Raw genomic sequence first — 21,840 nt, 5'->3', positions numbered from 1 at the left:
CTACCTGTTGGGATGCAGGAGCGCTTTTCTGCTGGCGGTAAGATTTGCCAGGCCGCGCTTCGCCTTGACGGTTATTTTGACGGCGTAGGGCAATCGCTCGGGGTCGTTCCACTGGGATAACCATCGCGGGGGTTGGGAGCCGGTTGGGTCCGTTCCCTCGAGGTACTGGAAATCGACGTCAACAATATCCTCGATTACGGTAAACACCTCCGTTGCCGGCGCCGTCGTAAGGCGGCGCGGGGTGTTTCGCAGAAGGATGGAGATTAGTCCATTGGCCTCCGACCGCTCGATCGAGATGTCGCGCAGGGCAATCTGGTCGCTTCCGACTCTCAACACCGCCGGAAAATGGAGGGAATGTTCCGTTCCCTCGAAGACGAGCCTTTTCTGCGAGTGAGCGTCGATGAGATAAACACTACGGGCATCGGTAACGACTGTTTCCAGAAAGGCCGCTGCCGTGGTCAATTCCATTTGGCCATCCGCACCTTGCGTCAGATTTCGCAGTGGCCGGAATTGCGCCACGGCGCCGAGCAAAATCGCACTCAGCGCGGCAAGCAGCGCGAGCGTAACCAGCATCTCGACAAGGGTGAACCCGTCCTCGCTTTGCTCCGAGACTTGGTGCATCGATGTCAATGTTCGTTTCCGGAAGGTAAAGTCACGAGAAAATTTTGGCGGGACGCCTCATTCGTTTTGCCGGCCGAAATAATGGCAAAGGAGACACGGCCTGATTCGGCTTGCATCAAGCGCGGTGCAAGCTTGCGAATGCGCCAACGGAGTTCTCCCAGCTCTCCCTCCTGCTGCATCGCGTCGGACGTCGCCATCTGGGGAAGAGTCTCTGCCCGCAAGGTCTGCACGAGGCTCAATAGTTCCTCTCGCTCGGTTGCAAGTCGGTAGCTCTGGACAGCGATCGCCAATGTCTGAGACGCAATTGCCAACGAGATCGACAGGATGAGAAAGGCGACGATCATTTCCAGAAGCGTGAAGCCGGCATCATTCGTGTGTGGATGGTCAATCATCAAAAATCATCCTGGCAGCGCCTGTCAACCAATCGATCCGGATCGTGATGTCCTTTTCGCCATCGCGCTGCAGCCTGATTTCGCCGCCCGTCGAACTGCCGTCGGCGAGGAAGCGGATATCGCCTCTGGAAATCGTCGTACCGGCATTCTTGCCGACGGTCGCAGTCAACGAAACCGAAGCAGGAATGGTGATATTGTCGCGCCCTGTTTCTGAGCGCACGACCCGAGCCGTGGTATCGATTGTCAGGGCGGTGGCGGATCCCTTCTTGATGGCGACCAGTCGCGCAAATCGCGCCTCCTCGGCAATCCGGTATGCCAGGCTCCGTGCCGTCACAGAAGCGGAACGGTGAAATTGCGGCAAGGCGACCGCGAACAGTGCCCCCAACAAAACAAGCACGACCAGCATCTCGAGGAGGCTGAAGCCGGCATTCGTGATTTGACGATCTGAAATTCCCGCGGTCATTGCGCACCCAATTCGTTCACGCTGAGAAGCGCCGTCATAACGGAGATGACCAGGCTGCCGACGAGCAAACCTAGCAGGATCGTGATTGCCGGAGTGAGAAGCGACAGAAGCCTATCCAGCGTTCTTTGGGCCTCGATCCTCATGATGTTTGAGCCATTAATCAACACGGCCGCGAGCTTGTTGACTTCGTCGCCGACTGCGGTCAGCGACACGATACTCGCAGGAAACAGACTGCTTTCGGAAAAGGCCTCCGCAAGACGCTTTCCCGTAATTACGGTTTCGCGCATCGCGGACAATCTGGAGCGGTAGACAGAAACTGTGCATGCCTCGGCAGCAAGCGCCATAGCTTCCGGCATCGCGACGGCATTTTCGAGCAGCAACGAAAGCGTCTGCAGATAGCGCGCCAGGGCCATCTTGATAATCAGCGGCCCGAAGACAGGCATCTTGATGACAGCTGAGGTCATCCAAAGCGAGAGCGCTTCCGCTTTCCAGGCATAGATCGTCGCCGTAATCACGAAGAGAGCCAGCCCAACAAGCGCGAAAACCGGATCCGCCAGAAGCTGTCCGGCCGTCGACAGGAATGCAATAAGCAAAGGAGTTTGGCGGTCAGAGCTTTGAAAGATGGGTTCGAGAGCCGGAACCAGCACGAATGTGACGACACCGAGAGCGAGCAACATCATCAGTAGGAGAAAGGCCGGGTAGAGCAGTGCGTCGATCAGTTGTTTGCGATGGGCCTTCCGGCGCTCCAGATCGGAAGCGATCACCGAAAGGACGTCGGCAAAGCGCGCAGTTTTTTCGCCGCTTGCTATCAAAGCGAGAGCATCGCCCGGTAATTCGTCGATCAGCGCGAATGCTGATGAGGCGGTGGCGCCGGCAGATAATCGGTCAAGTATTGCATCAAGACGGTCACGCTCGGTTTGACTGGTTGCGGATGCATGGAGCGCGCGCAGCGACTGGTCCAGGGTAAGGCCGGCGGCAACGAGCACAGCAAGATTGCCGATGAACCTGACATGGTCAAAACGCTGCTCGGTTTTGAGCGTCCATCGTGATCGCGAGCGTGCGTCTGCGAGCGGTCGAAGGTCGGAAACCGTGACGCCCGGGGATCGAAGCTTCCGTCGCGCATCGGTAAGGTCCGAGGCTTCAATGCTACCCGTACGCTTTCGACCATCGGCCGTATAAAGTGAATATTCGAATTTAGCCATTGCGACTAGTCCGCATTAATGACACGCAAGATCTCGTTCATCGTGGTCACGCCATTGGCTACCAGAGTTCGCCCGTGCTCGCGCAATGGCATCATGCCGTGCGCAATCGCCACCGCTTCGAGATCCTCCTCGGCGTTGCTCGATCGCATCGCTTCACGGAATCGTTCGGAAACCTCCAAAATCTCATAGGTTGCCGTGCGTCCCTTGAAGCCGGTTCCCTCACAAACCGTGCAATCAACCTTGGTGGGGAGATCCCGGCAAGCTTCACAACATTGCCGTAGCAGGCGCTGCCCGATCACGCCTCTGACGGTGGCCGCCAGCAGAAAGGGCTCAACTCCCATATCTCGAAGGCGGTTGAAGGCGCCGATTGCGCTATTGGTATGCAGCGTCGAAAGGACGAGGCGCCCTGTGAGCGCCGCCTGAATCGCAATCTCTGCCGTTTCCCGATCGCGAATCTCGCCGACAAGGACAATATCGGGGTCCTGACGCAGCACGGACCGAAGCGCGGTCGCAAATGACAGTCCGATCGCCGGGTCGATCTGCAACTGGGTGATGCCGGTAATACGGTATTCGACCGGATCCTCTACCGTGAAGATCTTGACACTTGGCCGATTGAGACTGGCAAGTATCGAATAGAGCGTTGTCGTTTTTCCGGACCCCGTCGGGCCGGTCACGAGAATAAGGCCATTGGGTCGCCGCGTCAGATTATCGATCCTGTTGGCCGACGCTGCATCATAACCCAGAGACTGGAGGTCCAGCCTGATGCTCTCGCGGTCCAGAATGCGGAGCGCTGCGGTTTCTCCATGGACTGAGGGCACCACCGAAAGGCGGAAATCCACTTCTTGGCCCCTGACGGGCAGGCGCAATCTTCCGTCCTGAGGCAGCCGCCGTTCGGCGATGTTGAGGCGCGCCAAAATCTTTAGGCGGCTGATCACGCCGGTATGGAGTGACCGAGGTGCTGTCTCTGTTTCGAGAAGTAGACCGTCACGGCGAAGCCGGACACGCATGGTATCGGCCTGCGGTTCCAGGTGAATGTCAGTCGCCTTGTCGTCGATCGCCCGCTGAACGATTTTTGATACGAACTTCACGACAGGCGCATCGCGTGCGACATCAAGTAGACGCTCGAGATCGACATCGGAGGCGCTCTCTTCCAGGATAGCCTCTCCGACCGGCGAAGCTGACGCGCGCCGAAAGCGGCCGATCTGCTCTTCGATAACGCTCCTCGGTGAGACGCCGATTTGGATTGGCAGATCGAAGAAATAGGAGACCGCCTCGATTGTTTCGTGATCGAACGGATCAGCGATGGCAAGATGAAGATTGGAATCCTTTGATCCCATCGGGAAAATCGCCTTTTCGGTGGCATAGTCCCAACCAAGCTTCTCCAGCCATTCGAGACCGTCGCTGACACCGCAGTCTGCGATAACCTCCAGATCGAGGAATCGCGCCATTTCTCCTGCAATTGTCAACTCCGGAAGCACTCCCAGTTCCCGGATCACCATGTCGAGTGGCTGAGCGGTCTGTCGGCGAGCGGATCTTATTCTTTGAACCGCCTCGGACGTGGCCGTTCCGCTAGCGGCAAGATGGGAAAGAAAACCATCCGCTAGCACCTTTGCATCGATCATGGAAAAGTCTCCGCAAGCCAGGCGGCCATATCCGCGCCAAGCACGTTTCCGCATTCGGGAAGCGCGGCATTCGCGCTAGGTGAAAGCGGCAACGACGGCGTGCGTCGGCCACTCCCTCGCATGTCACCAGTGGTGACGATCCTGGCATCGATTGCGGACTCGCCACGTCGGCTAATTTTCGTCACCAGGGTATAGGCGCGAAGCGTATTTGGACCCTCGCGTGCCGCGCCGTCCAGCTTTGCCAGAATTGGCTGCAGCGGCTTTGGCGCAAAGCTACGAGCAACGAAGGCGCTGTGGCTGTCGACGGTGAAAACCTCGCCGAGCTGCTCGGGCGTGAACCGCCTCATTTCAGCAAAATCAAGCAGTTCGACTATATCTTCGAATGGCGCATGCTTGAATCCGAAATCTGGTTCCGGCCCGCTTGCGCCTGCCGAGCCAGCCTGCGGCGAGCGGAACGCCACGATAGAACCGGCGACTGCTGCGGCTTGTTGTTCGCTCATCGCTAATGCTGTCATTCCTGCAGCAATTGTGCTCACGCCGGCGACATTGAGGTCGATCAGGCCAGCATGATTGACGATGCGCAGTGTCAAGGTGAGGTCCTTTGTCCGGCATGACATACCATCTGCGCTGGCCCCGCGCGTAATCGAGTTTGCCCATAAAAGATCTGATGTCAGCTTTATTGCGGCATAGGCATTGACGGATTCCGCGGCAGAAGAAAGCCGGCTGCGTTCGAAATTATGGCTTGATGTCAGCGCGGTGAGCCGCGCGGCGGAAGAGAACGGCAGCAGCAATGCCGCGAAGAGCAATAGGAAGGCAAGAACGGCCAGGAGGGCAAAACCTTCCTCCGCAGGATGATCGTCATCCCCAGTCCTAGTTTTGTGAAACATCTGGGCTTTCCGCCGGGTAGAGGTCAACGACGGCAAGCTGCTCTCCAGATCGGAGCGCAACGCTATGGGTATCGATATGCTCCAGGGTCCATCCCTCGAGCGCGCCGCCGACAGGCAGCCAAAGTGCTTGTTCTCCTTCGCTGATCGACAGCAAGGCCGATAGATCGGCACCGATCTTCCGAATTCCTTGAAGCCGAAAGGCTGGAATCGAAACCGCTCGGGGCGGTGCTGGCGGAATGCTTTCCGGTTGAGGTGCAATGGGCGCGGCGACCTGTTCGAATTCGCGGCGCGTCGGACTGAAAACAGGGCGTGACAGCGTATCCTGCACATCGAAATCAATGTCAGTACGCCGGGCACTGGATAGCATTTCCGCGGAGGACGGCTTCGGCAGTTCTCTGGCAATTTCCGTTGGCGATATGTCGACGGGGATTCGGCTGAGGGCGAGGTTGAAAAGAACGAACCCGATGACAAGGGCAGGGGCGCCTAGATAGCCAAGCGGGGTGGAATTGATGTGGGCAAATTTCATCGGAGCGGTGTCGCTTTTGCGGGGGCGATCAAGGCGGGGTCCGCCGAACCGTAAATTTCGAGGGTTACCGCCAGCTGAAGCGGCGCTCGCAATTGCCCTTCCTGAACCGGGGTCGTCATTCTGATCAATGCCTTCCGAACCAACAGAGGTGGCTTCGACGTCTCTACTTGGCGGATCACGTCATGAATGGCATTCAGGCTTCCTTGGATATCCGCCACGACGCCGATCAGTGGAACGGCATCCGGCGAGGCATCCGGAACGTTGTTGATTGACGCAACGACTACCCCGGTCTGCGCTGAGAGGTCGCTGATGCGCTGCTGAAGCCGCGCCTTTGTCACCGGCATCGTCTCTCCGTCGAGGTAGAGATCTGTCCGGGGCGGGAGGCTCGCCGATTCTGCATCTGCAGGCTTCTTCTCCAGCAGGGCGTTCAATCGGCCAAGCTCAAGGCGTTTTTCGTCGATCTCATTTGCCTGCTCGCGAAGATGAACGATCGCCAGCGTCACCAACCAGATTGCGAGAAAGAACCAGAAGCCAAGCATAGCCAGCGCGGTTAACCGCTGGACGCGCCGCGATGCGTTCATGAGGCCTATCAGTACATCGGTCATTCTCGGACGACCTTCAGACGCATCTCAAAATGCTCTCCGGTTTGGCCGGGCACCCGGACAATCGGCGAGGTAAAGCTCGGTTCGCTAAAGAGCGCCGATTCTTCCAGAGGTCCGATCAGGCCGGCGGCCGATTGCGCGAAACCCGATATGGTTAATATTCCATGGTCAAGCGAGAGATCGGTCAGCCAAGAACCGTCAGGGAAGCGACGGCTTATTTCCTCCCAGACGGCTGTGACCGGTATCTCCTCTTGCTTTCGGCGGCGCGCGATCTCCAGAGCCGATGCGGTCTTTGCGCGTTGATTGAGAGTGGCACGCACCGACACAGCTTGCTGCCGTTTGACGGCAATGTCGCTATCGAGCGCCGACAAAGCATTGCCATAACGGAAAAATGCGTGTCCAAACGTGAGGGCGATTACGAGAGCCGACGCACATAAAGCCGCCGCGATCATGCGTGATCGATAGAAAACACGAGCAGATTTCGGCACAACTTCCCGTAGGGCTCGCCTTGGTAGACAAGCGATGACATCGCTAGAGCGCCTAAGGGAAATCGTTTTGATCCTGATCCCGGCTTTCGCCAGTGCCGCCACATAGGGGTCTACGACCGTTCTTTTAATGATGGCATACGAGCTTGGCGAGCCGTCAAAACTTGTGATCGGCGTAAAATATACCTCATCCGGCCGATATGGAGTGTGGGCGATGAGGTCGACTGCGCTGATGTCTTTGGCTCTGCTGTAAGGTAAGGCGGAAGCCGTCATTCGACGAAGGATGTAGCGGCCCTCGGCGATCAGCAACGTGCAGACGGGGGAGTGGGAAAGTGCATTCGCCAAGTCGTCAATTGCGAGAGCTTCAGTGCGTGAGCCATTCGGCCAGGAAATGGCGGCTTCGGCCCGAGTTATTTCGACGCAGGGTTGATCGTTTAACGCCGGAGGGGGCAACAGGAGCTGGATCTCGCCAGACCACCAGTCCCAAAAATCGCGAAGGGTCGCAGTAAACATCGTCTATTTTAGCTTCGGGCCAGCGAATCGTGCTGCAATCATAATACCTCCTAACGTCTCCGGCAGCATTGAACGGGTGTCGAAAGCACTGTCCACAGACTTTCTTTTCGAATTGATCCGGCTGGGGAAACTAGACAAATCGGTGAGTTTTAAGCACGAGGTATTCTCCCGATAGAAGCGGGGCACCGGGCGACGTGGAGCTCAAACGTGCTTGAACGGCACTTTACCTGATAGTTTAATTTTCAACGTAAAACTGCACTTGCATCGGACGTTATAGTCAGCTTAAGACTGCAAAAATTTTTTCATCACGTCTTAATTCGCTTGAGGGGTTCATGCGCAATTTGACTATTCGTGGCGCGGCTTTGACCGCGCTGGTATCGCTTGGCCTTTTTATTGTTGCGGAGACAGTGGGTCCATTTGCCGGCCTCGCCCTGGCGGCAGAGAGCGGCAATGCTGCCGGGAGCGGTTTCGGCAAAGGCAGCTCCGGACTTGGAAGCGGGTCTTCATCCAACCCATCCACTTCCGGTTCGTCATCCGAGCCGGCGGTCAGTTCTTCCAGTCCCGACAAAGCGGTTGATCGAACCTCGCTCGGCAACGGCGGCAAGGCGCTGGCCGATGGGGTTGACGGCGATACCGGCGAAAGCGGTGCGCCAGTCGATGGCGTCGAGGCGGATACGGCAACGTCCGCGGACAAAGACGCTGCATCGACCGCGAAGAGCGCCACCACACTTGCAGCGGCGGCCACCGCCGTCGTGCCGGATTCGGCCGCGGTCAATGCGCCTGAGAAAGCATCGGTGCCGCAAATTTCCAGCAATGGGTCTCTGACGCACCTCATCGAGCTGGGCACGCCGGACTATCGCGACATCGCGCCCAAGTTGGCACTTCATTATGATTCCGCCCGCAAGTCTCGCCTCGGCGGCCTGTACCAGGGCTGGCTGGGATATGGCTGGGGTCTCGACGGTCTCGACGTCATCGAACGGGAGAGCCCTGGCGGAGGCGTGCCGGCGTGGAGTTCCACTGAGAGTTATGCGCTGAACGGCGAAGCTCTGGTGGCCTGTTCGGCTGCCTCCAGCTGCCAGCCCGGCTCGACGCACACGACCGAGCACGAGTCGCCGCAGCGGATCGTTTTTGACTCGACCGCAAACAGATGGACGGTCACCGACAGTAAAGGGGTCGTGACCACGTTCCAATCTGTGGCGGAAATTGCCGGCACGCCCGGCGCTTATCCAACTCGGATCGCACGCTATCTGCCGACCTCGGTAGTGGACCCGAACGGCAACCGGGTGACTTTCCTATATACCTGCCCTGATCTCCCGGTGTGTCATCCCAAGCGGATCGAATACGACAGCCACTCCTATGTTGCTTTCGGCTACGAAGCGAGGCCCGATTATCAGCCGATGGCAAACGGCTCTGGCATTACATGGAACCGCTTCCGGCTCAAATCGGTCTCTTATAGCGTCGCTACCGAGGCCGGCATCAGCGGCGGCTACGTCCTGTCCTACGACCAGGCGCCGTTCTCCAACGCATCTCGCCTGGTCCGGGTCGATCGCTATGGCCGTGATGCGGTGGTTGATGCCAATGACAACATCACCGGCGGGACCCACAAGGCCGTACGGTCGATGGTCTACGACAACATCAACTACAGCTATACAAAGCTGAGCAACCAGTTCCCGGCGCCGACGTCCGGAGATCCTGCAAAGCAGCGTTCCTATTTCCTCTCCCGACAAATCGGCGATCTCAACTTCGATGGCAGGGACGAGTTTTATGGGTCGCTGCTGACCTATTCCTACGATTCAAACTTGCGCACATACAAGCCCGACCCGATCAAATTCACGGTGACGAAATTCAGTGTAGGAAGCGGCGCTGTTGCGGGCACGTCTTCGATAATGGTGCCACGGACAAATATGACGTATGACAATTTGCCGTTTCCAAATTATTACCCGGGGCGTTTTCTGTCGGGCAAGCTTACGAAGGATGCTGCGTTCAGTTTCAATGTTACCAGCACCAGCAGCAACGGCAATGTCGGCAAGACACGTATAAACGGGCTCATAACAACTGACTCCTCGCTGAATGTGTCGGCTTCGGTCTGCCCGGACGCCAATACTACTATCTGTAACGCCATTCCGACGAATTACGACAGCACCAATTCGATCAAGAACGTTGCGGTTGACCCGGATGGCGATGGGTTCGATCAGCTCTTCAATGTCGGCAACGACATCCGGGGAGTCGCGGACTTTTCAGGCTCCGGCCGCCAGGGTTACATCAGAGGCCAGAATCTCAGCGCGTACAAATTTGCTGGCGGCTCGTTTTCTTCGCAGGACATGGCGATCGATTGCAGTTCCGCGTCGGCCTATTGCGCTGTTGCGGATGTGAATGGCGATGGGACCACGGATGTCGTCAAGGCGACGCCGTCCGGAACGGCCTATGTGGCTGCAGTCTGGCTTGGGACCGGCACCAGCTTCATCCAGGTCGCAAGCGGCCTAGCCCTTGAGGGCACGCCGATCTTGCGCGACATGGACAATGACGGCAGGGTGGATGTCGTCGCTGCCAAGGATCGCAAGGATACCGATCCCTTCAAGGACGTGAGGGCCTATGGCCTCTGGTTCGGAAGCTCCGGTAACAGGCTGATCGTATCACCGTTTGTGCAACGTGGCTCCGGCCTGTCGGGCGATTTCAACGGCGATGGTCTTCCCGACCTCCTCGCATCCCAAACGGACACTGTGATTTCGAATGCCGGTTCGGGCAATCCCAATCTATTGCGGAAGATCACCTTGGAAACCGGCGGGACGATCGCGGCTGATTATGCCCCATCGACGAGCTTTTCCAACGTGTTCATGCCGATGGTCATGCATCCGGTGACGAAGCTGACCGTCAATGATGGGCGTGGAAACTCTGCCGCCACCAGCTATTCTTATTCCGGGGGCCTCTACAATCCGCCGGCTCGCAAATTCCTTGGTTATCGCACCGTCACGGAAACCAAACCAATCCTAGCTGGAGATACCGCCGCTCCGATCGTGGTGACGACCTACCGTCAGGAACTGGCAAGCTACGGGTTGCCAGACAACACGGTGATCCGCAACAGCGCGAATACGGCCTCCAAACGGATCGCTCAAGAATATACGGTGACAAGTTCGAAGCCCTATATGGCGCGCAACAAGGCGACGGTGACGCAGCTGACGGAAGGCGGCACGACTGCCTACCTGCGGACGGAGCGCAGTTTCGATGCCTATGGCAATGTGACCGAGATCAAGGATCGCGGGCGCACGGTGGATGCCGCGGGCACCGAGAATGTCAATACCTTGGGCGACGAGAAGTGGACGACGTTCACCTATGCGCCGAACACATCCGCTTACATCGTCTCGCTGCCGACGGCGAAGGGCGTGCGCTTCGGTCTGGATGCCGCGTCACCGATCGGTGCTTATGAGGAATACCTCTATGACGGCGCCACGGCGATGGCGACACCGCCGGTCAAGGGCAATCTGACGCAGAAGCTCGTCTCTATGAGCGTCGGCAGCACGCCGCGGGTGTCATCGACCAGCTACGGCTACGACACCTACGGCAACCGGATCTCCGAGACCGATGCGCTCGGCAACCGCAGCGAATGGGACTACGACGCCAGCTATCATCTCTATCCGGTGGCGGAACGCAGCCCGCGCTACTTCGCCAATGGCGCCTTGACGGGCGACAGCCGCTTCGTCAGCACGACCACCTACGATCTGGTCTGCGGTCTTCCGGCCACCAAGACCGACTGGAACGGCATCGTCGAGACCTTCACCTATGACGCCTATTGCCGGCCCTATGGCTATCTGAATGCGGGATCGGGCAATTACCTCAACACCCGTTTCGAGAACGAGGGCAGCCCGACGACGCAGGCGGTGGTGACCGCTTCGCCGCGGACCAACGGCTCGGGCGAGGTGTTCAGCCGCACCTATTATGACGGGCTCGGGCGGCCCTGGCGGGTGGAGACGCCCGGTGCCTCCGCAACAGGGCCGGCACGGATCACCGACACGGTTTATGATGCCCGTGGAAACGTGCAGAAGACGTCGCTTGTCCGATTCAAGGCCGCCGAGAACGAGCCCGAGACGGTACAATGGACGACCAACAGCTATGACTGGCAGGACCGGGTGGTGAAGACGGTCAATCCGGACAGCAGCCAGAAGCTCTATCAGTATGCGGCGCAGTCGGCACTTGTTGCCGATGTCACCAGGCTGCCGGTGTCGCTGACTGTGATGACCGACGAGGAAAATCATCCGCACCGCAGCTATGCCGACGCCGACGGCAATGTCATCGCCCTGCAGTCGCAACTCGGCTCGGATTGGGTGACGGAGAACCGCAGCTACGACCCGCTCGGCCGTCTGCTGGGTGTGCGCGATCCCAAGGGGGCGCAATGGACCTACAGCTACGACCTGCTCGGCAACCGGTTGACGGCGAGCGATCCGGATCTCGGCAACTGGTCGTATGACTATGACGATGCCAGCCGGCTGATCCGCCAGACGGATGCCCGCGGCGCGGTGACGGCAATGGCCTATGACCAGATGGGCCGGATGCTCCGCAAGGAGGTGACGGAGCCGGGTGCGACGGCGCCGACGCTGCTCGCCCAAAATACCTATGACGAGCCAGCCGCTACCGGTTCGTCGCACAATGCCGGCATGCTGACCAAGGCGGAGAATGCCAATGCGACGGTGACCTACACCCGCTTCTATAACGGCGCCGGCGACAAGGTCATCACCCGGGCGGTCATCGACGGGGTGGCGAATTCGACCACGGTCGAGCATGGGCCGACCGGCAAGACCACGGCGATCGGTTATCAGCCTGCCAACGTCGTCGTTGGCAAGCGGACCTTGCCCTGGCTCTACAATGACGCCGACCTGCTCTCCAGGATCCCCGGGCTGATCGACTCAACGAGCTACGAGGCCGACGGCCAGACGACGTCGATCAATTACATCAATGGCGTGACGACGAGCTTCAGCTATTCGCCGACGCGGCGCTGGCTGGACCGGGTGACGACGGCGAAGGGCACAACAGTGCTGATGGACAATCAGTACAGCCGCGACCGGCTCGGGCGGATCAAGACGATCACCGGGCTGACGGCCAACGACAACTGGACTTACACTTATGATGATCTCTCTCGTCTGACCGGCGCCGACAACGGTGGCGACAACAGCCTCGACGAGACCTACAGCTACGACACCAATCACAACCTTCTCTCGCGCAGCCGGATCGGCGCCTATACCTATCCGACGACGGCATCAGCGATCCGCCCGCATGCGGCAACGCAGATCGGCGCCAAGGCGATCGGCTACGACGCCAATGGCAACATGGTCTCGGACGGGACGCGCACGCTGACCTGGGACGGCGCCAACCGGCTGTCGACGGTGAGCCAGAACGGCGCCACGGTGACGCTGTCTTACGGTCCGGACGGAGCCCGGGTGAAGAAGAGCTGGGCCTTCGGCACCATTCTCTATCCCGACGCCAATGTCGAGATCGACCGGACGACGCCGGGCACGGATATCTACACGCTCTATCCGCATCCCGACGCCAAGATCGTCGTCACATCAGGCAGCACCACACAGGACAAGTTCTTCCTGCACCGCGATCATCTGGCCTCGGTGCGGCAGGTGACGAACGAAAGTGGCTACCGTGTCGAGCAGACCGGCTATGCCGCCTATGGCGAAGCCACCAACAGCAGTTTCCAGACGAAGAAGAGCTATATCGGCGAGCGCTTCGATGCCGAGACCGGGCTGATGTATCTCAATGCCAGATACTACGATCCGGCATTCGGGCGGTTCATCTCGCCGGATGACTGGGATCCGACCAAGGAAGGCGTCGGCACCAACCGGTATGCCTATGCTGGAAATGATCCGATCAATAAGAGCGACCCGAATGGACACGCGTCAAACGGTTGGGGTCAGCTTAGCGGAAATGGCTTCTTTAGCGATTTCATCGGCAGCCTTTATGGTCAAAGTCCTCACAGTCGGCAAAGTGATCAAGTGCTGTCTAGCCGGGCCGGAAAGGACGTGAATGCCGCAGCGATGATAGTCGCGAAGACAGCTGCAGATCAAACAGGTCTACCGGATATCTATGATGGTATACGCAATAGGAGTGCCTGGCGGGTCGGCGTCGGTGTTCTCACAGCAGCTTCACTTGTTGGCGGACCAGAAGGCAAGATCGCTGGAAAAGTGGCGGTCGATGTCGGAGGAAAGATTGCCGGCAAGGCTGTTACTGTAACATCGCGGGGCCTAGAATTGGTTAAATCTCATCTCTCTCGATTTGAGGAGTTTGCACCGAATTCCGCCATGATCGAACGTCTAGAATCCGCATACGCAGAAGGACGAAAAATTGCCGGTGCTGACGCGGTATTTTATACCCATGAAGCAGCCGAAGCCACCAAAATGGGACGGGGTATGAGTTATGACGCGGCCCATCGGGCAGCCCTTGACAAATATAGTGTCGAGAACTTTGCAGTCTATCATCCAGAAGTGATTCGAGCCTTTCCCGAGCACTTCAACTCCAATTGGCGAAATTTTTGGGGAATTTCTGAATGATAATCGATTTCGAAAATCCCACTGGATCTTGGATCAGGATTTGGTTGGATGAACCCCCTCCTGGGCTCGATTTCGTGACTTCCAGGGACTGGCGGGTTAGTAACTTGTCCGGAGGCGTCGCAGTTGTTCGTCATCATCGAGTTGCTATCGAGATATTCCGTCCGTTTGGAGGAATGTTCCACTACGGGTTACTAGGTGGAGGTTTCGATAGCACCGATATCGGAACCCCTTTTAGAGTTCGCGTACCCGCTCGAGATGTGACAACGAGCTGTGCCTGGCCGAGTTCTCGTCTTCCGGATGGACTTGTTGAATATTCTTCAGAGTATTCTGAATCCATATTGAACGGCGTGAAGGATTTGGGCGTAACAATCCCCAGCAGGGGAGTGCTATCGTTCGACACAATGGTACATTCAAAGATTGGTTCTGCAGCCACCGTTTTTCGAGCACTCTCAAGAGGTGTTGTGCGCGCGTTAACAAGCAAGCTTGATGTTCTCCCGACCAAAGAGGAGGCTTTTTCACTGCTGGCCTGAGTACGCCAGGGTGGCACTAGTAAACCTATCTAGTCTAGGATGGCTTCAGCAAGGATTTCCCTGGCTGCTCAGGACTTGCGAACTCGGAGGCATCCCGATTCAGCCAACTTGCTCCACTGACAGTGTTCGCACTGGAAGCGGCTTGATTAACGATTTCGCGGAAACGGTTGGGGCGGCGAGGGCCGACCTCGGTCTTGCTGGCGAGATCGAGAGATTTTCTATGAGAATGTCGTCGGGAACCCTCCGGGCAATCGTGATGTAATGATTGGTCGCCATCCACAGCCCCTCCTCGGCGGGGCTGCTTTCCAGGAGGACAGTAAAAAGCTCAAGTTCGCGCTTTTCCTTATCGCCATCGATCCAGGCGCCTATTGCCTTGGCAAGGTCCTCCGCGAGCCGATCCCACTCATAGTCGCGTGTGTTCCTGATCCAAGACCACAGTCGTTTCGCACCAATCTCTAAGTTCGCGTTATCGCGTCAGCCAGAGACACTTGCATGAAGTGTCGAACTTCTAGCTTGATGCCTCGATATTCAGTCCGCTTGCGGATGATTGGCTGGTCAAAGAGATCAGGGCGGGGCGCGCTCCTAAGCTTTAAAAGAAGCGAAAAGAGGTTACCGCTTTCCTCGATGCCGCCGGCATTGCCACCTTTCGGACGCTCGCCATTCTTTCCAGCCATGCAAGCCTCTGGGGCACGGCGGTCGAAGAGGCGACCGGCACCGAGCTCGACCGTCCCTTCACGCGCACATGCCTTCTCGAAGTCCTGCGCCTCTGGCCGACCACGCCCGCCATCCTGCGAGAACTGACGGAGGATCTGAAAGCCGGCGACAGGCGCCTCAGACGCGGCACGGGCATCATCATCTTCACTCCGTTCTTCCATCGCGACCCGGAGCTCGCCTTTGCCAACCGCGTGGAACCCAGCATCTGGGGACCGAACGAAGCCTTGCCCGCCATGGGCTTCGTGCCTTTCAGCGCCGGTGTGGCCATCTGCCCGGCCCACAATCGCGTGCCGACCATTGCAAGCCTCGCCATCGGCGCGCTGCTGTCGAAAGCCGATCTCAGCCTGCTGCAGCCGTCGCTGACTGCCGGCGAACTGCCCGGCACGCTCAATCACTTCGATATCCTGCTGCGCCTGCAGGCACGGCGGGCACGGTCCGCCGCGGCTGAGCTTTAGTGCAGACCCAGGAACTGCTTGAGCTCGGCCGTTTGCGGATTGGCGAAAACCTCCTCCGGCGGGCCGATCTCGTGCACCTTGCCCATATGCATGAAGACGACGCGCGAGCAGACGTCGCGGGCGAATTTCATTTCGTGCGTCACCATCAGGAGCGTCATGCCTTCGGCGGCGAGCTCGCGCACGACGGCAAGCACTTCCGAGACCAGTTCGGGGTCGAGGGCGGAAGTGATCTCGTCGCAGAGCAGGGCGATCGGCTGCATGGCGAGCGCCCGGGCGATGGCGACACGCTGCTGCTGGCCGCCGGAAAGCTCGTCCGGATAGGCATCGAACTTGTGGCCGAGGCCGACGCGGTCGAGCATCCGGCGGGCCATGGCTTCCGCCTCGCTCTTCGGCGTCTTCTTCACCACGGTCTGCGACAGCATGACATTGCCGCCGACGGTCAGGTGCGGAAAGAGGTTGAACTGCTGGAAGATCATGCCGACCTTCTGCCGCAGCGCCTTCAGATGCACCTCGTCATCCATGAGCTGGGCACCGGCCACCGAGATCGAGCCTTGCGTGATCGATTCCAGCCCGTTGATGCAGCGTAGCAGCGTCGATTTTCCCGATCCGCTCTTGCCGATGATGGCGATCACCTCGCCGGGCTCGACATTCAGGTTGATGCCCTTCAGCACCTCGTTGTCGCCGTAGCTCTTGCGGATCTCAGTGATTTCGATGAGCGACATTGAGCTTCCTTTCGAGGATCTGGCTGCTCTTGGACAAGGGCCAGCAAAGCGCGAAATAGATGAGCGCGACGAGGCCGTAGACGGTGAAGGGCAGGAAGGTGGCGTTGGTGACGATCGTTCCGGCCTTGGAGAGTTCGACGAAGCCGATGATCGAGGTCAGCGCCGTGCCCTTGATGACCTGGACGGAAAAGCCGACCGTCGGCGGAACGGCGATCCGCATGGCCTGCGGCAGCACGACGTAGCGCAGCTGCTGCAGCCAGCCCATGCCGAGGCTGGCGGAGGCCTCCCATTGGCCCTTGGCGACGGCTTCGACGCAGCCGCGCCAGATCTCGGCAAGAAAGGCGGCGGTCCAGAGGATCAGCGCCAGGCCCGCCGCAAGCCAGGCCGGCACGTCGATGCCGAACAGGCCGAGGCCGAAGAAGGCGATGAACAGCTGCATCAGCAGCGGCGTTCCCTGAAACAGCTCGATGTAATATTTCGCCAGCGCGCGCAGCCCCTTGCGCTTGCTGATGCGCAGGAAGAGCAGGCAAAGCCCGACCGCGCCGCCGCCGGCGAAGGAGACGAGCGAGAGAAGAATGGTCCAGCGCGTCGCCAGCAGCAGGTTGCGCAGGATGTCCCAGGTGGAAAATTCGATCATCGGGCAAGCCTTCTTGGAAAGATGATCCCGCCGATGACCGCCAGCACCTGCCGGAGCAGGATTGCCAGCACCAGATAGATTGCGGTCGAGACCATATAGGCTTCGAAGGCGCGGAAGGTCCGCGACTGGATGAAATTGGCGGCGAAGGTCAGGTCCTCGGCGGCGATCTGCGACACGACGGAGGAGCCGAGCATGACGATGACCACCTGCGAGGAGAGCGCCGGCCAGATGCGCTGCAGCGAGGGCACCAGCACCACATGGCGGAAGGTCTCGAACGGGCTCATCGCCAGGCTGGCGCCGGCTTCGAATTGACCCTTCGGCGTCGCCTGGATTCCGGCGCGGATGATCTCGCAGCTATAGGCGCCGAGATTGATCACCATGGCGATATTGGCCGCGGTCAGCTCGCCGAGCTGCAGCCCGAGCGAGGGCAGGCCGAAGAAGATGAAGAAGAGCTGGATCAGGAACGGCGTGTTGCGGATGAGCTCGACATAGGTGGCGACAACAGGCTTCAGCCATAAGGGGCCGAGCGCGCGCACCCAGGCGCAGACGATGCCGAGCGAAATGCCGAGCACGCCGCCGATCGCGATGAGCTGCAGGGTGATCAATATGCCCTTGACGATCTGAGGGTAATATTGGAGCAGCCAGCTGAATTCGAAATGATAGCTCAAGGACGTTCTCTCTTTTGCAGAGGGACGGTTGGCGTCATCCCGTCAGGACCGGGATGACGCGCTTTCTCCGTTCGGACCGGAGGCGAGTGGCTTTAGAGATCGGCAGGCAGGTCCGTCTTCAGCCACTTCTGCGAAATGGCGTTGAGCGCGCCGTCCTTCTTTGCCGTGGCGATGATCGTATTGACCTTTTCGAGCAGCGCCGGCTCGTTCTTGTTGAGGCCGATATAGCAGGGCGAGTTCTTGATCAGGAACTTCAGCTCCGGGCGCTTCGGCGGGTTCTTGGCGAGGATCGCGGCCGCGACGACGTTGCCGGTGGCAACGGCTTCGACCTGGCCGGACAGGAAGGCCGAGATCGTGGCGTTGTTGTCCTCGTAGCGCTTGATCGTCACGTCGGAGGCGGCGATCTTGGTGAGTTCCAGATCCTCGACGGCGCCGCGGGTGACACCCACCACCTTGCCGGAGAGATCCTCTACCTTGGCGGCCGCGAGCTCAGCCGGGGCGAAGATGCCGTTGTAGAAGGGCGCATAGGCGGCGGTGAAATCGATGACGGCTTCACGCTCGGCATTCTTGCCGAGGCTCGAAATGACGAGATCGACCTTGTTGGTCTGCAGATAGGGAATGCGGTTGGCGCTGGTCACCGGCACGAGTTCGGTTTTGACGCCGAGCTTTTCGGCAATCAGATTTGCGACGTCGATGTCGTAGCCCATCGGCGCCATGTCGGTGCCGACGCTGCCGAAGGGCGGGAAGTCCTGCGGAATGGCGACGCGGATCGTGCCACGCGCGGTGATGTCGGCGAGCGCATCGGCGTGCGAGGCCGAGCCGAAGCCGATGGTGGCCGCGAGCGTTGCGCATGCGAGGAACAAGCGTCTTGAAAACATGTGTCTAGTTCTCCTTTGAGGTTCAGGTTTTTCTTGCGCCGGACCGGCGGGATGTCTTGGAAGCGGTGTCGGCAGGCAGCGACAGGGAGGTGCGCAGGTCCGACAGCGGATCGGCGCGCGCCGTCAGGTCGAGCCCGGTTTCCACTTCGTCCAGATGTTCGATGGAAAGTTCGGCCGCCCTTACGAAATCCCCCTCGGCCATGGCCTCGAAGATGCGGCAGTGTCCGCGGTGGGACTGGGCCGCATGGAATTCCGATTGGTAGAGCATCGAAATGAGGATGGTCCGCGCGGTCAGGTCGCGCATGATCTCGACGAGAATGGGATTGCCGTGGAGCTCAGCGATCCGGATATGAAAATCGCCCATCAGGCAGGTGAGGCGCCGCCGGTCGCCCGCGGCCATCGCGGCCTTCTCCTCATCGAGATGGGCGTCGAGCACCTTGCGCCCGTCATCGGTCAGCCCGCGCATGCTGCGCAGCAGGCCGGACTCGATGACACGCCGGGCGGCATAGACGGTCATCGCTTCCTCGGCCGAGGGCTCGACCACGAACCAGCCGCGCCGGGGGCTGACCTGGACGATCCCGCGAGTTTCGAGCCGCATCATGGCTTCGCGGACAAGGGTCCGGGAGACGCCGAAAAGCGTTGCGAGCTGGTTTTCGCTGAGGCGCGTGCCTGGCCGGATGCGCGCCGAAAGCACGCCGGAGACAATCGTCTCCTCGATATTCGCCTGCCGGTTCTGCTCGGTATGTAAATCTTGCATACAAGCAAGAAAAGCAAAGCCCGTGCCAGCCCGTGCTGCGTGCTGGGAATCACCGGCCGGGCTGTACAGCACTTTCTAAAATGCTCAGATTCTGGTCTGCCGGAAAGGCAGATGCCGGAAAAATAGAACCAAAAAGAGCGATCTGCCGGCTTTTAAAAGCAGGCCGCTGCCGTTCCGCGTCCTGCGGTTCGGATCATCTTCGGGCCATTTACGGGCTCGTGGGCCGGTCGTTACGGCGCTTCACGCCATCGCGACGCCGAACACGATCACAAGGCCAACCAGCATCACGGCTCCGATATAAATCATCAGGGCGTGACGATCTGCTTCGTGGTTCATCTCTCCTCTCCTTCAGATCTGGCGTTTCGATTTTCGCAAAGGCCCGATCAGCCGCTCGTACTCCTCCTCTGCCTTGCCGTAGGCGTCGGAGGCGAATTCCTCGAGGCCGGCGCGGTCTCTGACGATCACCATGCCGCGGAGGGAGCGGATGAAATGGTTTCCTTCCAGCATGTGCAGGGCGGTGGTGACGCTCGGGCGACGGACCGCCAGCATCAGCGCGATGAACTCATGCGTCAGCTCGAGCTTGTCGCCGTCGATCCTGTCGTGGCACATCAATATCCAGCGCGCCAGGCGTTCGTTGATCTCATGGACCGCGTTGGAAAGCGCGGTAAAACCGGCCTGGGTCGCCAGGACATGGACGCCCTTGTGTAAGAGGCCGGCAAAAGCGGGCTGCGTCCGCATCAGATCCGGCAGCCGGGCCTGCGGCAGCCGGTAGGCGAAGCCCGGCACCTGGACGGCGACTTCCGAAATGCTGACACCGGCATCGATCGCAGCCGCCGTCGGCGCAAAGCCGTCGCGGCCGAACAATCCCGCTTCGACGCGATTGCCCTCGGGCGAGACGTTGATGACGGAGCCGATCCCCGTACACGGGAAGTAGACATAGTCGATCGGCGCATCTGCCTCGACGATGACGAAGCCGCGAGGGGTTTCACAGGGGGCGAGATGGGCCGCAACGGCCCTGTATTCCTCCTCCGGCAAGAGGGCGAGGAGGCGGTTCTCCTTCGGCTGTGTCATCTCTGCCAATGGTCGCCCTCCGTCAGTGCGGGGCTGTTGAGGCAGTATCGCCAGTTCTATTGCCACGGCCGGCTTGCCGGCCTAGGCCGCAAAATTGAAACTCTTTGGCACGGCCTTTGGTTCCTGTCGGAACAGGAGGTCAGCGGAAGGCGTCGTTGCCAGGCTTGCCGGGCTTTGCCGGATCAAGGTCGTAGCGCCCGCCTATGGGGACGGCAATATCGCGGAAATTCGCCGCGAGCTGCCGCAGCTTGCCGCGCACGATCTGCCCTTTCACCGGCAGGCCGTGTCCGGAGACGATCAGTTCCGGCTCCAGCGAGGCCAGCAGCGCCACCGATTTTTCCGCCTCTTCCCAATCAGGCGTGAAATAGCGTGGCGGCCCATGCATCTCAGGCGTCCGCGCGATGGCCTCGTAGGCTGATTCCTGGCCGGTGGTGATGATGGCGTCGCCTGCGATCAGCGTGCGATCGCTTTCGCGCCACAACGAGATGTGGCCGGGCGAATGGCCGGGCGTGTGGAGCCATTTCCACCCCGGCATCCCCGGAACCGTCTGGTCGGACGGCAGAGATTTCAGCCGCGCCCGCACGTCGACAGGCGAGCGTGGGTAGAGCGGCGAAAGCAGGGTCATGGCGCCGCCGCCGGCCAGCGGATCGGCTGGAGGATAGGACGCCTGTCCTTCCAGATATGGTCTTTCCAGCGGATGCGCGTAGACCGGCACGTCCCAGTGACTTGCCAAGCTCTCGACGGAACCGGCGTGATCGAAATGCGCATGGGTCATCACGATGGCGGCAGGGCGAGCATTGTCGCCGAACCGCAGCGAGGCGCAGGCCCTGATGCGGTCGCTCGAGGTCGAAAGACCGGTATCGATCAGCACCCACGGACCCGGCCTCGTCGGATCGCCGTAAAAGACGACGTTGACGATCGACATCGTTCGGTAGGCAAGATCGGGCGCGATGACGCTCGTCCCGTCAGCCGATTTCCTGACGGGCGCAAGGTCGGCATCGGACAAGGGAAGCTGATTGACCATGCCTCAGACCTTTGCCGTCGCGCCCGCCTGGCGCAGCGAGAGGAACTTTGTCGTCAGCGCGACGAGATTGTCGTTGATCCATTCCGCCATCGCCAGCTCTTCAGCCAGATTTGCCTGAAGGCCCGTCACGGCGTTGCCATATCCGCCGGCTTCGGCAATCACGAGCAGCGACTTGTAGGCCGCAGCCTCGAAATTCTCGAAGGCGAAGTTGGCAAAGGCGTTCTTCAGGATTTCGTCGCCGGCAACCGTGTGGCCGAGCGCCGCCATGGATCCACTGAAGGAAAGCGCCAGGTCCTTGAGTGTCGAGTTATCCTCGTTCAAGCCGTCGAGGATCTCCTCCAGCCGGACGATCTGACCATCGGTTTCGCGGATATGCTGATCGAGCTTGTCGGCGACTTCAGGATAGTTCTCGATCCGCTTCAGCTGCGGTTTCATGATGCTCAGCGCCTGGTTTTCCATGGCGTGTGCGTTTCTCAAGCCAACGACGAAGATGTCGCGAATTTCATTCTCTGCCATATCGGGCCTC

Annotated in this window: 20 protein-coding genes; 2 read left to right on the top strand and 18 right to left on the bottom strand. The window is 59.5% G+C overall.

Annotation, left to right across the window (positions count from 1 at the left end; genetic code table 11):
• The 9 genes from ATY77_RS03130 to ATY77_RS03090 are packed head-to-tail and all read right to left on the bottom strand — an operon-like array spanning nt 1 to nt 7,313.
• A complete protein-coding gene (locus ATY77_RS03130; protein ID WP_088686027.1) occupies nt 1-621 on the bottom strand; it encodes a prepilin-type N-terminal cleavage/methylation domain-containing protein in 621 nt (206 codons plus the stop codon).
• A 5-nt stretch (nt 622-626) separates the two neighbouring features.
• Nucleotides 627-1,013: a prepilin-type N-terminal cleavage/methylation domain-containing protein gene (locus ATY77_RS03125; RefSeq protein ID WP_088686026.1), complete on the bottom strand. Its 387-nt coding sequence runs from the start codon at nt 1,011-1,013 to the stop codon at nt 627-629.
• Nucleotides 1,006-1,476, bottom strand: coding sequence for a GspH/FimT family pseudopilin (locus ATY77_RS03120; protein WP_088686025.1), 471 nt, complete (start codon nt 1,474-1,476; stop codon nt 1,006-1,008). Before ATY77_RS03120 ends, ATY77_RS03125 begins: the two co-directional genes overlap by 8 nt.
• Nucleotides 1,473-2,678 carry a type II secretion system F family protein gene (locus ATY77_RS03115; protein ID WP_088686024.1) on the bottom strand — a complete coding sequence of 402 codons (1,206 nt, stop codon included), beginning with the start codon at nt 2,676-2,678 and terminating at the stop codon, nt 1,473-1,475. The genes ATY77_RS03120 and ATY77_RS03115 overlap by 4 nt, the downstream gene beginning before the upstream one ends.
• A 5-nt stretch (nt 2,679-2,683) precedes the next feature.
• Nucleotides 2,684-4,300, bottom strand: a complete 1,617-nt coding sequence (locus ATY77_RS03110; RefSeq protein ID WP_088686023.1) for a GspE/PulE family protein — start codon at nt 4,298-4,300, stop codon at nt 2,684-2,686.
• A complete protein-coding gene (locus ATY77_RS03105) occupies nt 4,297-5,187 on the bottom strand; it encodes a hypothetical protein (RefSeq protein ID WP_141103896.1) in 891 nt (296 codons plus the stop codon). The genes ATY77_RS03110 and ATY77_RS03105 overlap by 4 nt, the downstream gene beginning before the upstream one ends.
• The gene (locus tag ATY77_RS03100) at nt 5,171-5,713 is read right to left on the bottom strand and encodes a hypothetical protein (RefSeq protein WP_088686021.1); all 543 of its coding nucleotides are present in this window, start codon (nt 5,711-5,713) and stop codon (nt 5,171-5,173) included. The genes ATY77_RS03105 and ATY77_RS03100 overlap by 17 nt, the downstream gene beginning before the upstream one ends.
• Nucleotides 5,710-6,318 (bottom strand): type II secretion system protein GspM, encoded by a 609-nt coding sequence (gspM, locus tag ATY77_RS03095; protein WP_088686020.1) that lies wholly within the window; start codon nt 6,316-6,318, stop codon nt 5,710-5,712. The genes ATY77_RS03100 and gspM overlap by 4 nt, the downstream gene beginning before the upstream one ends.
• Entirely contained in the window at nt 6,315-7,313 is a 999-nt protein-coding gene (locus ATY77_RS03090) for a PilN domain-containing protein (protein ID WP_088686019.1), read from the bottom strand. The genes gspM and ATY77_RS03090 overlap by 4 nt, the downstream gene beginning before the upstream one ends.
• A 332-nt stretch (nt 7,314-7,645) precedes the next feature.
• On the opposite strand from ATY77_RS03090, the gene ATY77_RS03085 reads away from it, so the two are divergent.
• Complete coding sequence (locus ATY77_RS03085) at nt 7,646-13,858, top strand: RHS repeat-associated core domain-containing protein (protein ID WP_088686018.1); 6,213 nt, start codon at nt 7,646-7,648, stop codon at nt 13,856-13,858.
• Between the two features lie 985 nt (nt 13,859-14,843).
• On the opposite strand, the gene ATY77_RS33110 is transcribed toward ATY77_RS03085, so the two are convergent.
• Complete coding sequence (locus ATY77_RS33110) at nt 14,844-15,263, bottom strand: hypothetical protein (protein ID WP_245314273.1); 420 nt, start codon at nt 15,261-15,263, stop codon at nt 14,844-14,846.
• Between ATY77_RS33110 and ATY77_RS03075 the strand changes: the two genes are divergently transcribed.
• The gene (locus tag ATY77_RS03075) at nt 15,147-15,557 is read left to right on the top strand and encodes a cytochrome P450 (RefSeq protein WP_348627666.1); all 411 of its coding nucleotides are present in this window, start codon (nt 15,147-15,149) and stop codon (nt 15,555-15,557) included. The genes ATY77_RS33110 and ATY77_RS03075 overlap by 117 nt on opposite strands.
• Here the strand turns inward: ATY77_RS03075 and ATY77_RS03070 are convergent.
• The 8 genes from ATY77_RS03070 to ATY77_RS03035 form a co-directional block, all read right to left on the bottom strand.
• On the bottom strand, nt 15,554-16,279 hold the full coding sequence (locus tag ATY77_RS03070; protein ID WP_088686015.1) for an amino acid ABC transporter ATP-binding protein: 726 nt from the start codon (nt 16,277-16,279) through the stop codon (nt 15,554-15,556). The genes ATY77_RS03075 and ATY77_RS03070 overlap by 4 nt on opposite strands.
• Nucleotides 16,257-16,916: an amino acid ABC transporter permease gene (locus ATY77_RS03065; protein WP_088686014.1), complete on the bottom strand. Its 660-nt coding sequence runs from the start codon at nt 16,914-16,916 to the stop codon at nt 16,257-16,259. Before ATY77_RS03065 ends, ATY77_RS03070 begins: the two co-directional genes overlap by 23 nt.
• Nucleotides 16,913-17,584 (bottom strand): amino acid ABC transporter permease, encoded by a 672-nt coding sequence (locus ATY77_RS03060; RefSeq protein ID WP_088686013.1) that lies wholly within the window; start codon nt 17,582-17,584, stop codon nt 16,913-16,915. Before ATY77_RS03060 ends, ATY77_RS03065 begins: the two co-directional genes overlap by 4 nt.
• Before the next feature lie 92 nt (nt 17,585-17,676).
• On the bottom strand, nt 17,677-18,462 hold the full coding sequence (locus ATY77_RS03055; protein WP_088686012.1) for a transporter substrate-binding domain-containing protein: 786 nt from the start codon (nt 18,460-18,462) through the stop codon (nt 17,677-17,679).
• 22 nt (nt 18,463-18,484) lie between these two features.
• A complete protein-coding gene (locus tag ATY77_RS03050) occupies nt 18,485-19,219 on the bottom strand; it encodes a GntR family transcriptional regulator (protein ID WP_088686011.1) in 735 nt (244 codons plus the stop codon).
• A gap of 348 nt (nt 19,220-19,567) precedes the next feature.
• Nucleotides 19,568-20,290, bottom strand: a complete 723-nt coding sequence (locus ATY77_RS03045) for a Crp/Fnr family transcriptional regulator (protein ID WP_190237579.1) — start codon at nt 20,288-20,290, stop codon at nt 19,568-19,570.
• Between the two features lie 139 nt (nt 20,291-20,429).
• The gene (locus ATY77_RS03040; RefSeq protein WP_088686009.1) at nt 20,430-21,314 is read right to left on the bottom strand and encodes an MBL fold metallo-hydrolase; all 885 of its coding nucleotides are present in this window, start codon (nt 21,312-21,314) and stop codon (nt 20,430-20,432) included.
• Between the two features lie 3 nt (nt 21,315-21,317).
• The gene (locus ATY77_RS03035) at nt 21,318-21,830 is read right to left on the bottom strand and encodes a ferritin-like domain-containing protein (protein WP_088675928.1); all 513 of its coding nucleotides are present in this window, start codon (nt 21,828-21,830) and stop codon (nt 21,318-21,320) included.
• Between the last annotated feature and the right edge of the window lie 10 nt (nt 21,831-21,840).

It is taken from the genome of Rhizobium sp. R634, assembly GCF_002211305.1.
In the GTDB taxonomy this organism is placed as follows: domain Bacteria; phylum Pseudomonadota; class Alphaproteobacteria; order Rhizobiales; family Rhizobiaceae; genus Rhizobium.
Note: the sequence above shows the minus strand (reverse complement) of the source record. Positions and strands in the feature narration are given on the sequence as shown.

Coding starts and splice junctions, on each gene's coding strand:
- ATY77_RS03065 (WP_088686014.1), bottom strand. CDS start 16,916: ATGATCGAATTTTCCACCTGGGACATCCTGCGCAACCTGCTGCTGGCG.
- ATY77_RS03120 (WP_088686025.1), bottom strand. CDS start 1,476: ATGACCGCGGGAATTTCAGATCGTCAAATCACGAATGCCGGCTTCAGC.
- ATY77_RS03090 (WP_088686019.1), bottom strand. CDS start 7,313: ATGTTTACTGCGACCCTTCGCGATTTTTGGGACTGGTGGTCTGGCGAG.
- ATY77_RS03125 (WP_088686026.1), bottom strand. CDS start 1,013: ATGATTGACCATCCACACACGAATGATGCCGGCTTCACGCTTCTGGAA.
- ATY77_RS03085 (WP_088686018.1), top strand. CDS start 7,646: ATGCGCAATTTGACTATTCGTGGCGCGGCTTTGACCGCGCTGGTATCG.
- ATY77_RS03045 (WP_190237579.1), bottom strand. CDS start 20,290: ATGACACAGCCGAAGGAGAACCGCCTCCTCGCCCTCTTGCCGGAGGAG.
- ATY77_RS03050 (WP_088686011.1), bottom strand. CDS start 19,219: ATGCAAGATTTACATACCGAGCAGAACCGGCAGGCGAATATCGAGGAG.
- ATY77_RS03110 (WP_088686023.1), bottom strand. CDS start 4,300: ATGATCGATGCAAAGGTGCTAGCGGATGGTTTTCTTTCCCATCTTGCC.
- ATY77_RS03130 (WP_088686027.1), bottom strand. CDS start 621: ATGCACCAAGTCTCGGAGCAAAGCGAGGACGGGTTCACCCTTGTCGAG.
- ATY77_RS03100 (WP_088686021.1), bottom strand. CDS start 5,713: ATGAAATTTGCCCACATCAATTCCACCCCGCTTGGCTATCTAGGCGCC.
- ATY77_RS03035 (WP_088675928.1), bottom strand. CDS start 21,830: ATGGCAGAGAATGAAATTCGCGACATCTTCGTCGTTGGCTTGAGAAAC.
- ATY77_RS03105 (WP_141103896.1), bottom strand. CDS start 5,187: ATGTTTCACAAAACTAGGACTGGGGATGACGATCATCCTGCGGAGGAA.
- ATY77_RS03040 (WP_088686009.1), bottom strand. CDS start 21,314: ATGGTCAATCAGCTTCCCTTGTCCGATGCCGACCTTGCGCCCGTCAGG.
- ATY77_RS03055 (WP_088686012.1), bottom strand. CDS start 18,462: ATGTTTTCAAGACGCTTGTTCCTCGCATGCGCAACGCTCGCGGCCACC.
- gspM (WP_088686020.1), bottom strand. CDS start 6,318: ATGACCGATGTACTGATAGGCCTCATGAACGCATCGCGGCGCGTCCAG.
- ATY77_RS33110 (WP_245314273.1), bottom strand. CDS start 15,263: ATGGAAGAACGGAGTGAAGATGATGATGCCCGTGCCGCGTCTGAGGCG.
- ATY77_RS03115 (WP_088686024.1), bottom strand. CDS start 2,678: ATGGCTAAATTCGAATATTCACTTTATACGGCCGATGGTCGAAAGCGT.
- ATY77_RS03070 (WP_088686015.1), bottom strand. CDS start 16,279: ATGTCGCTCATCGAAATCACTGAGATCCGCAAGAGCTACGGCGACAAC.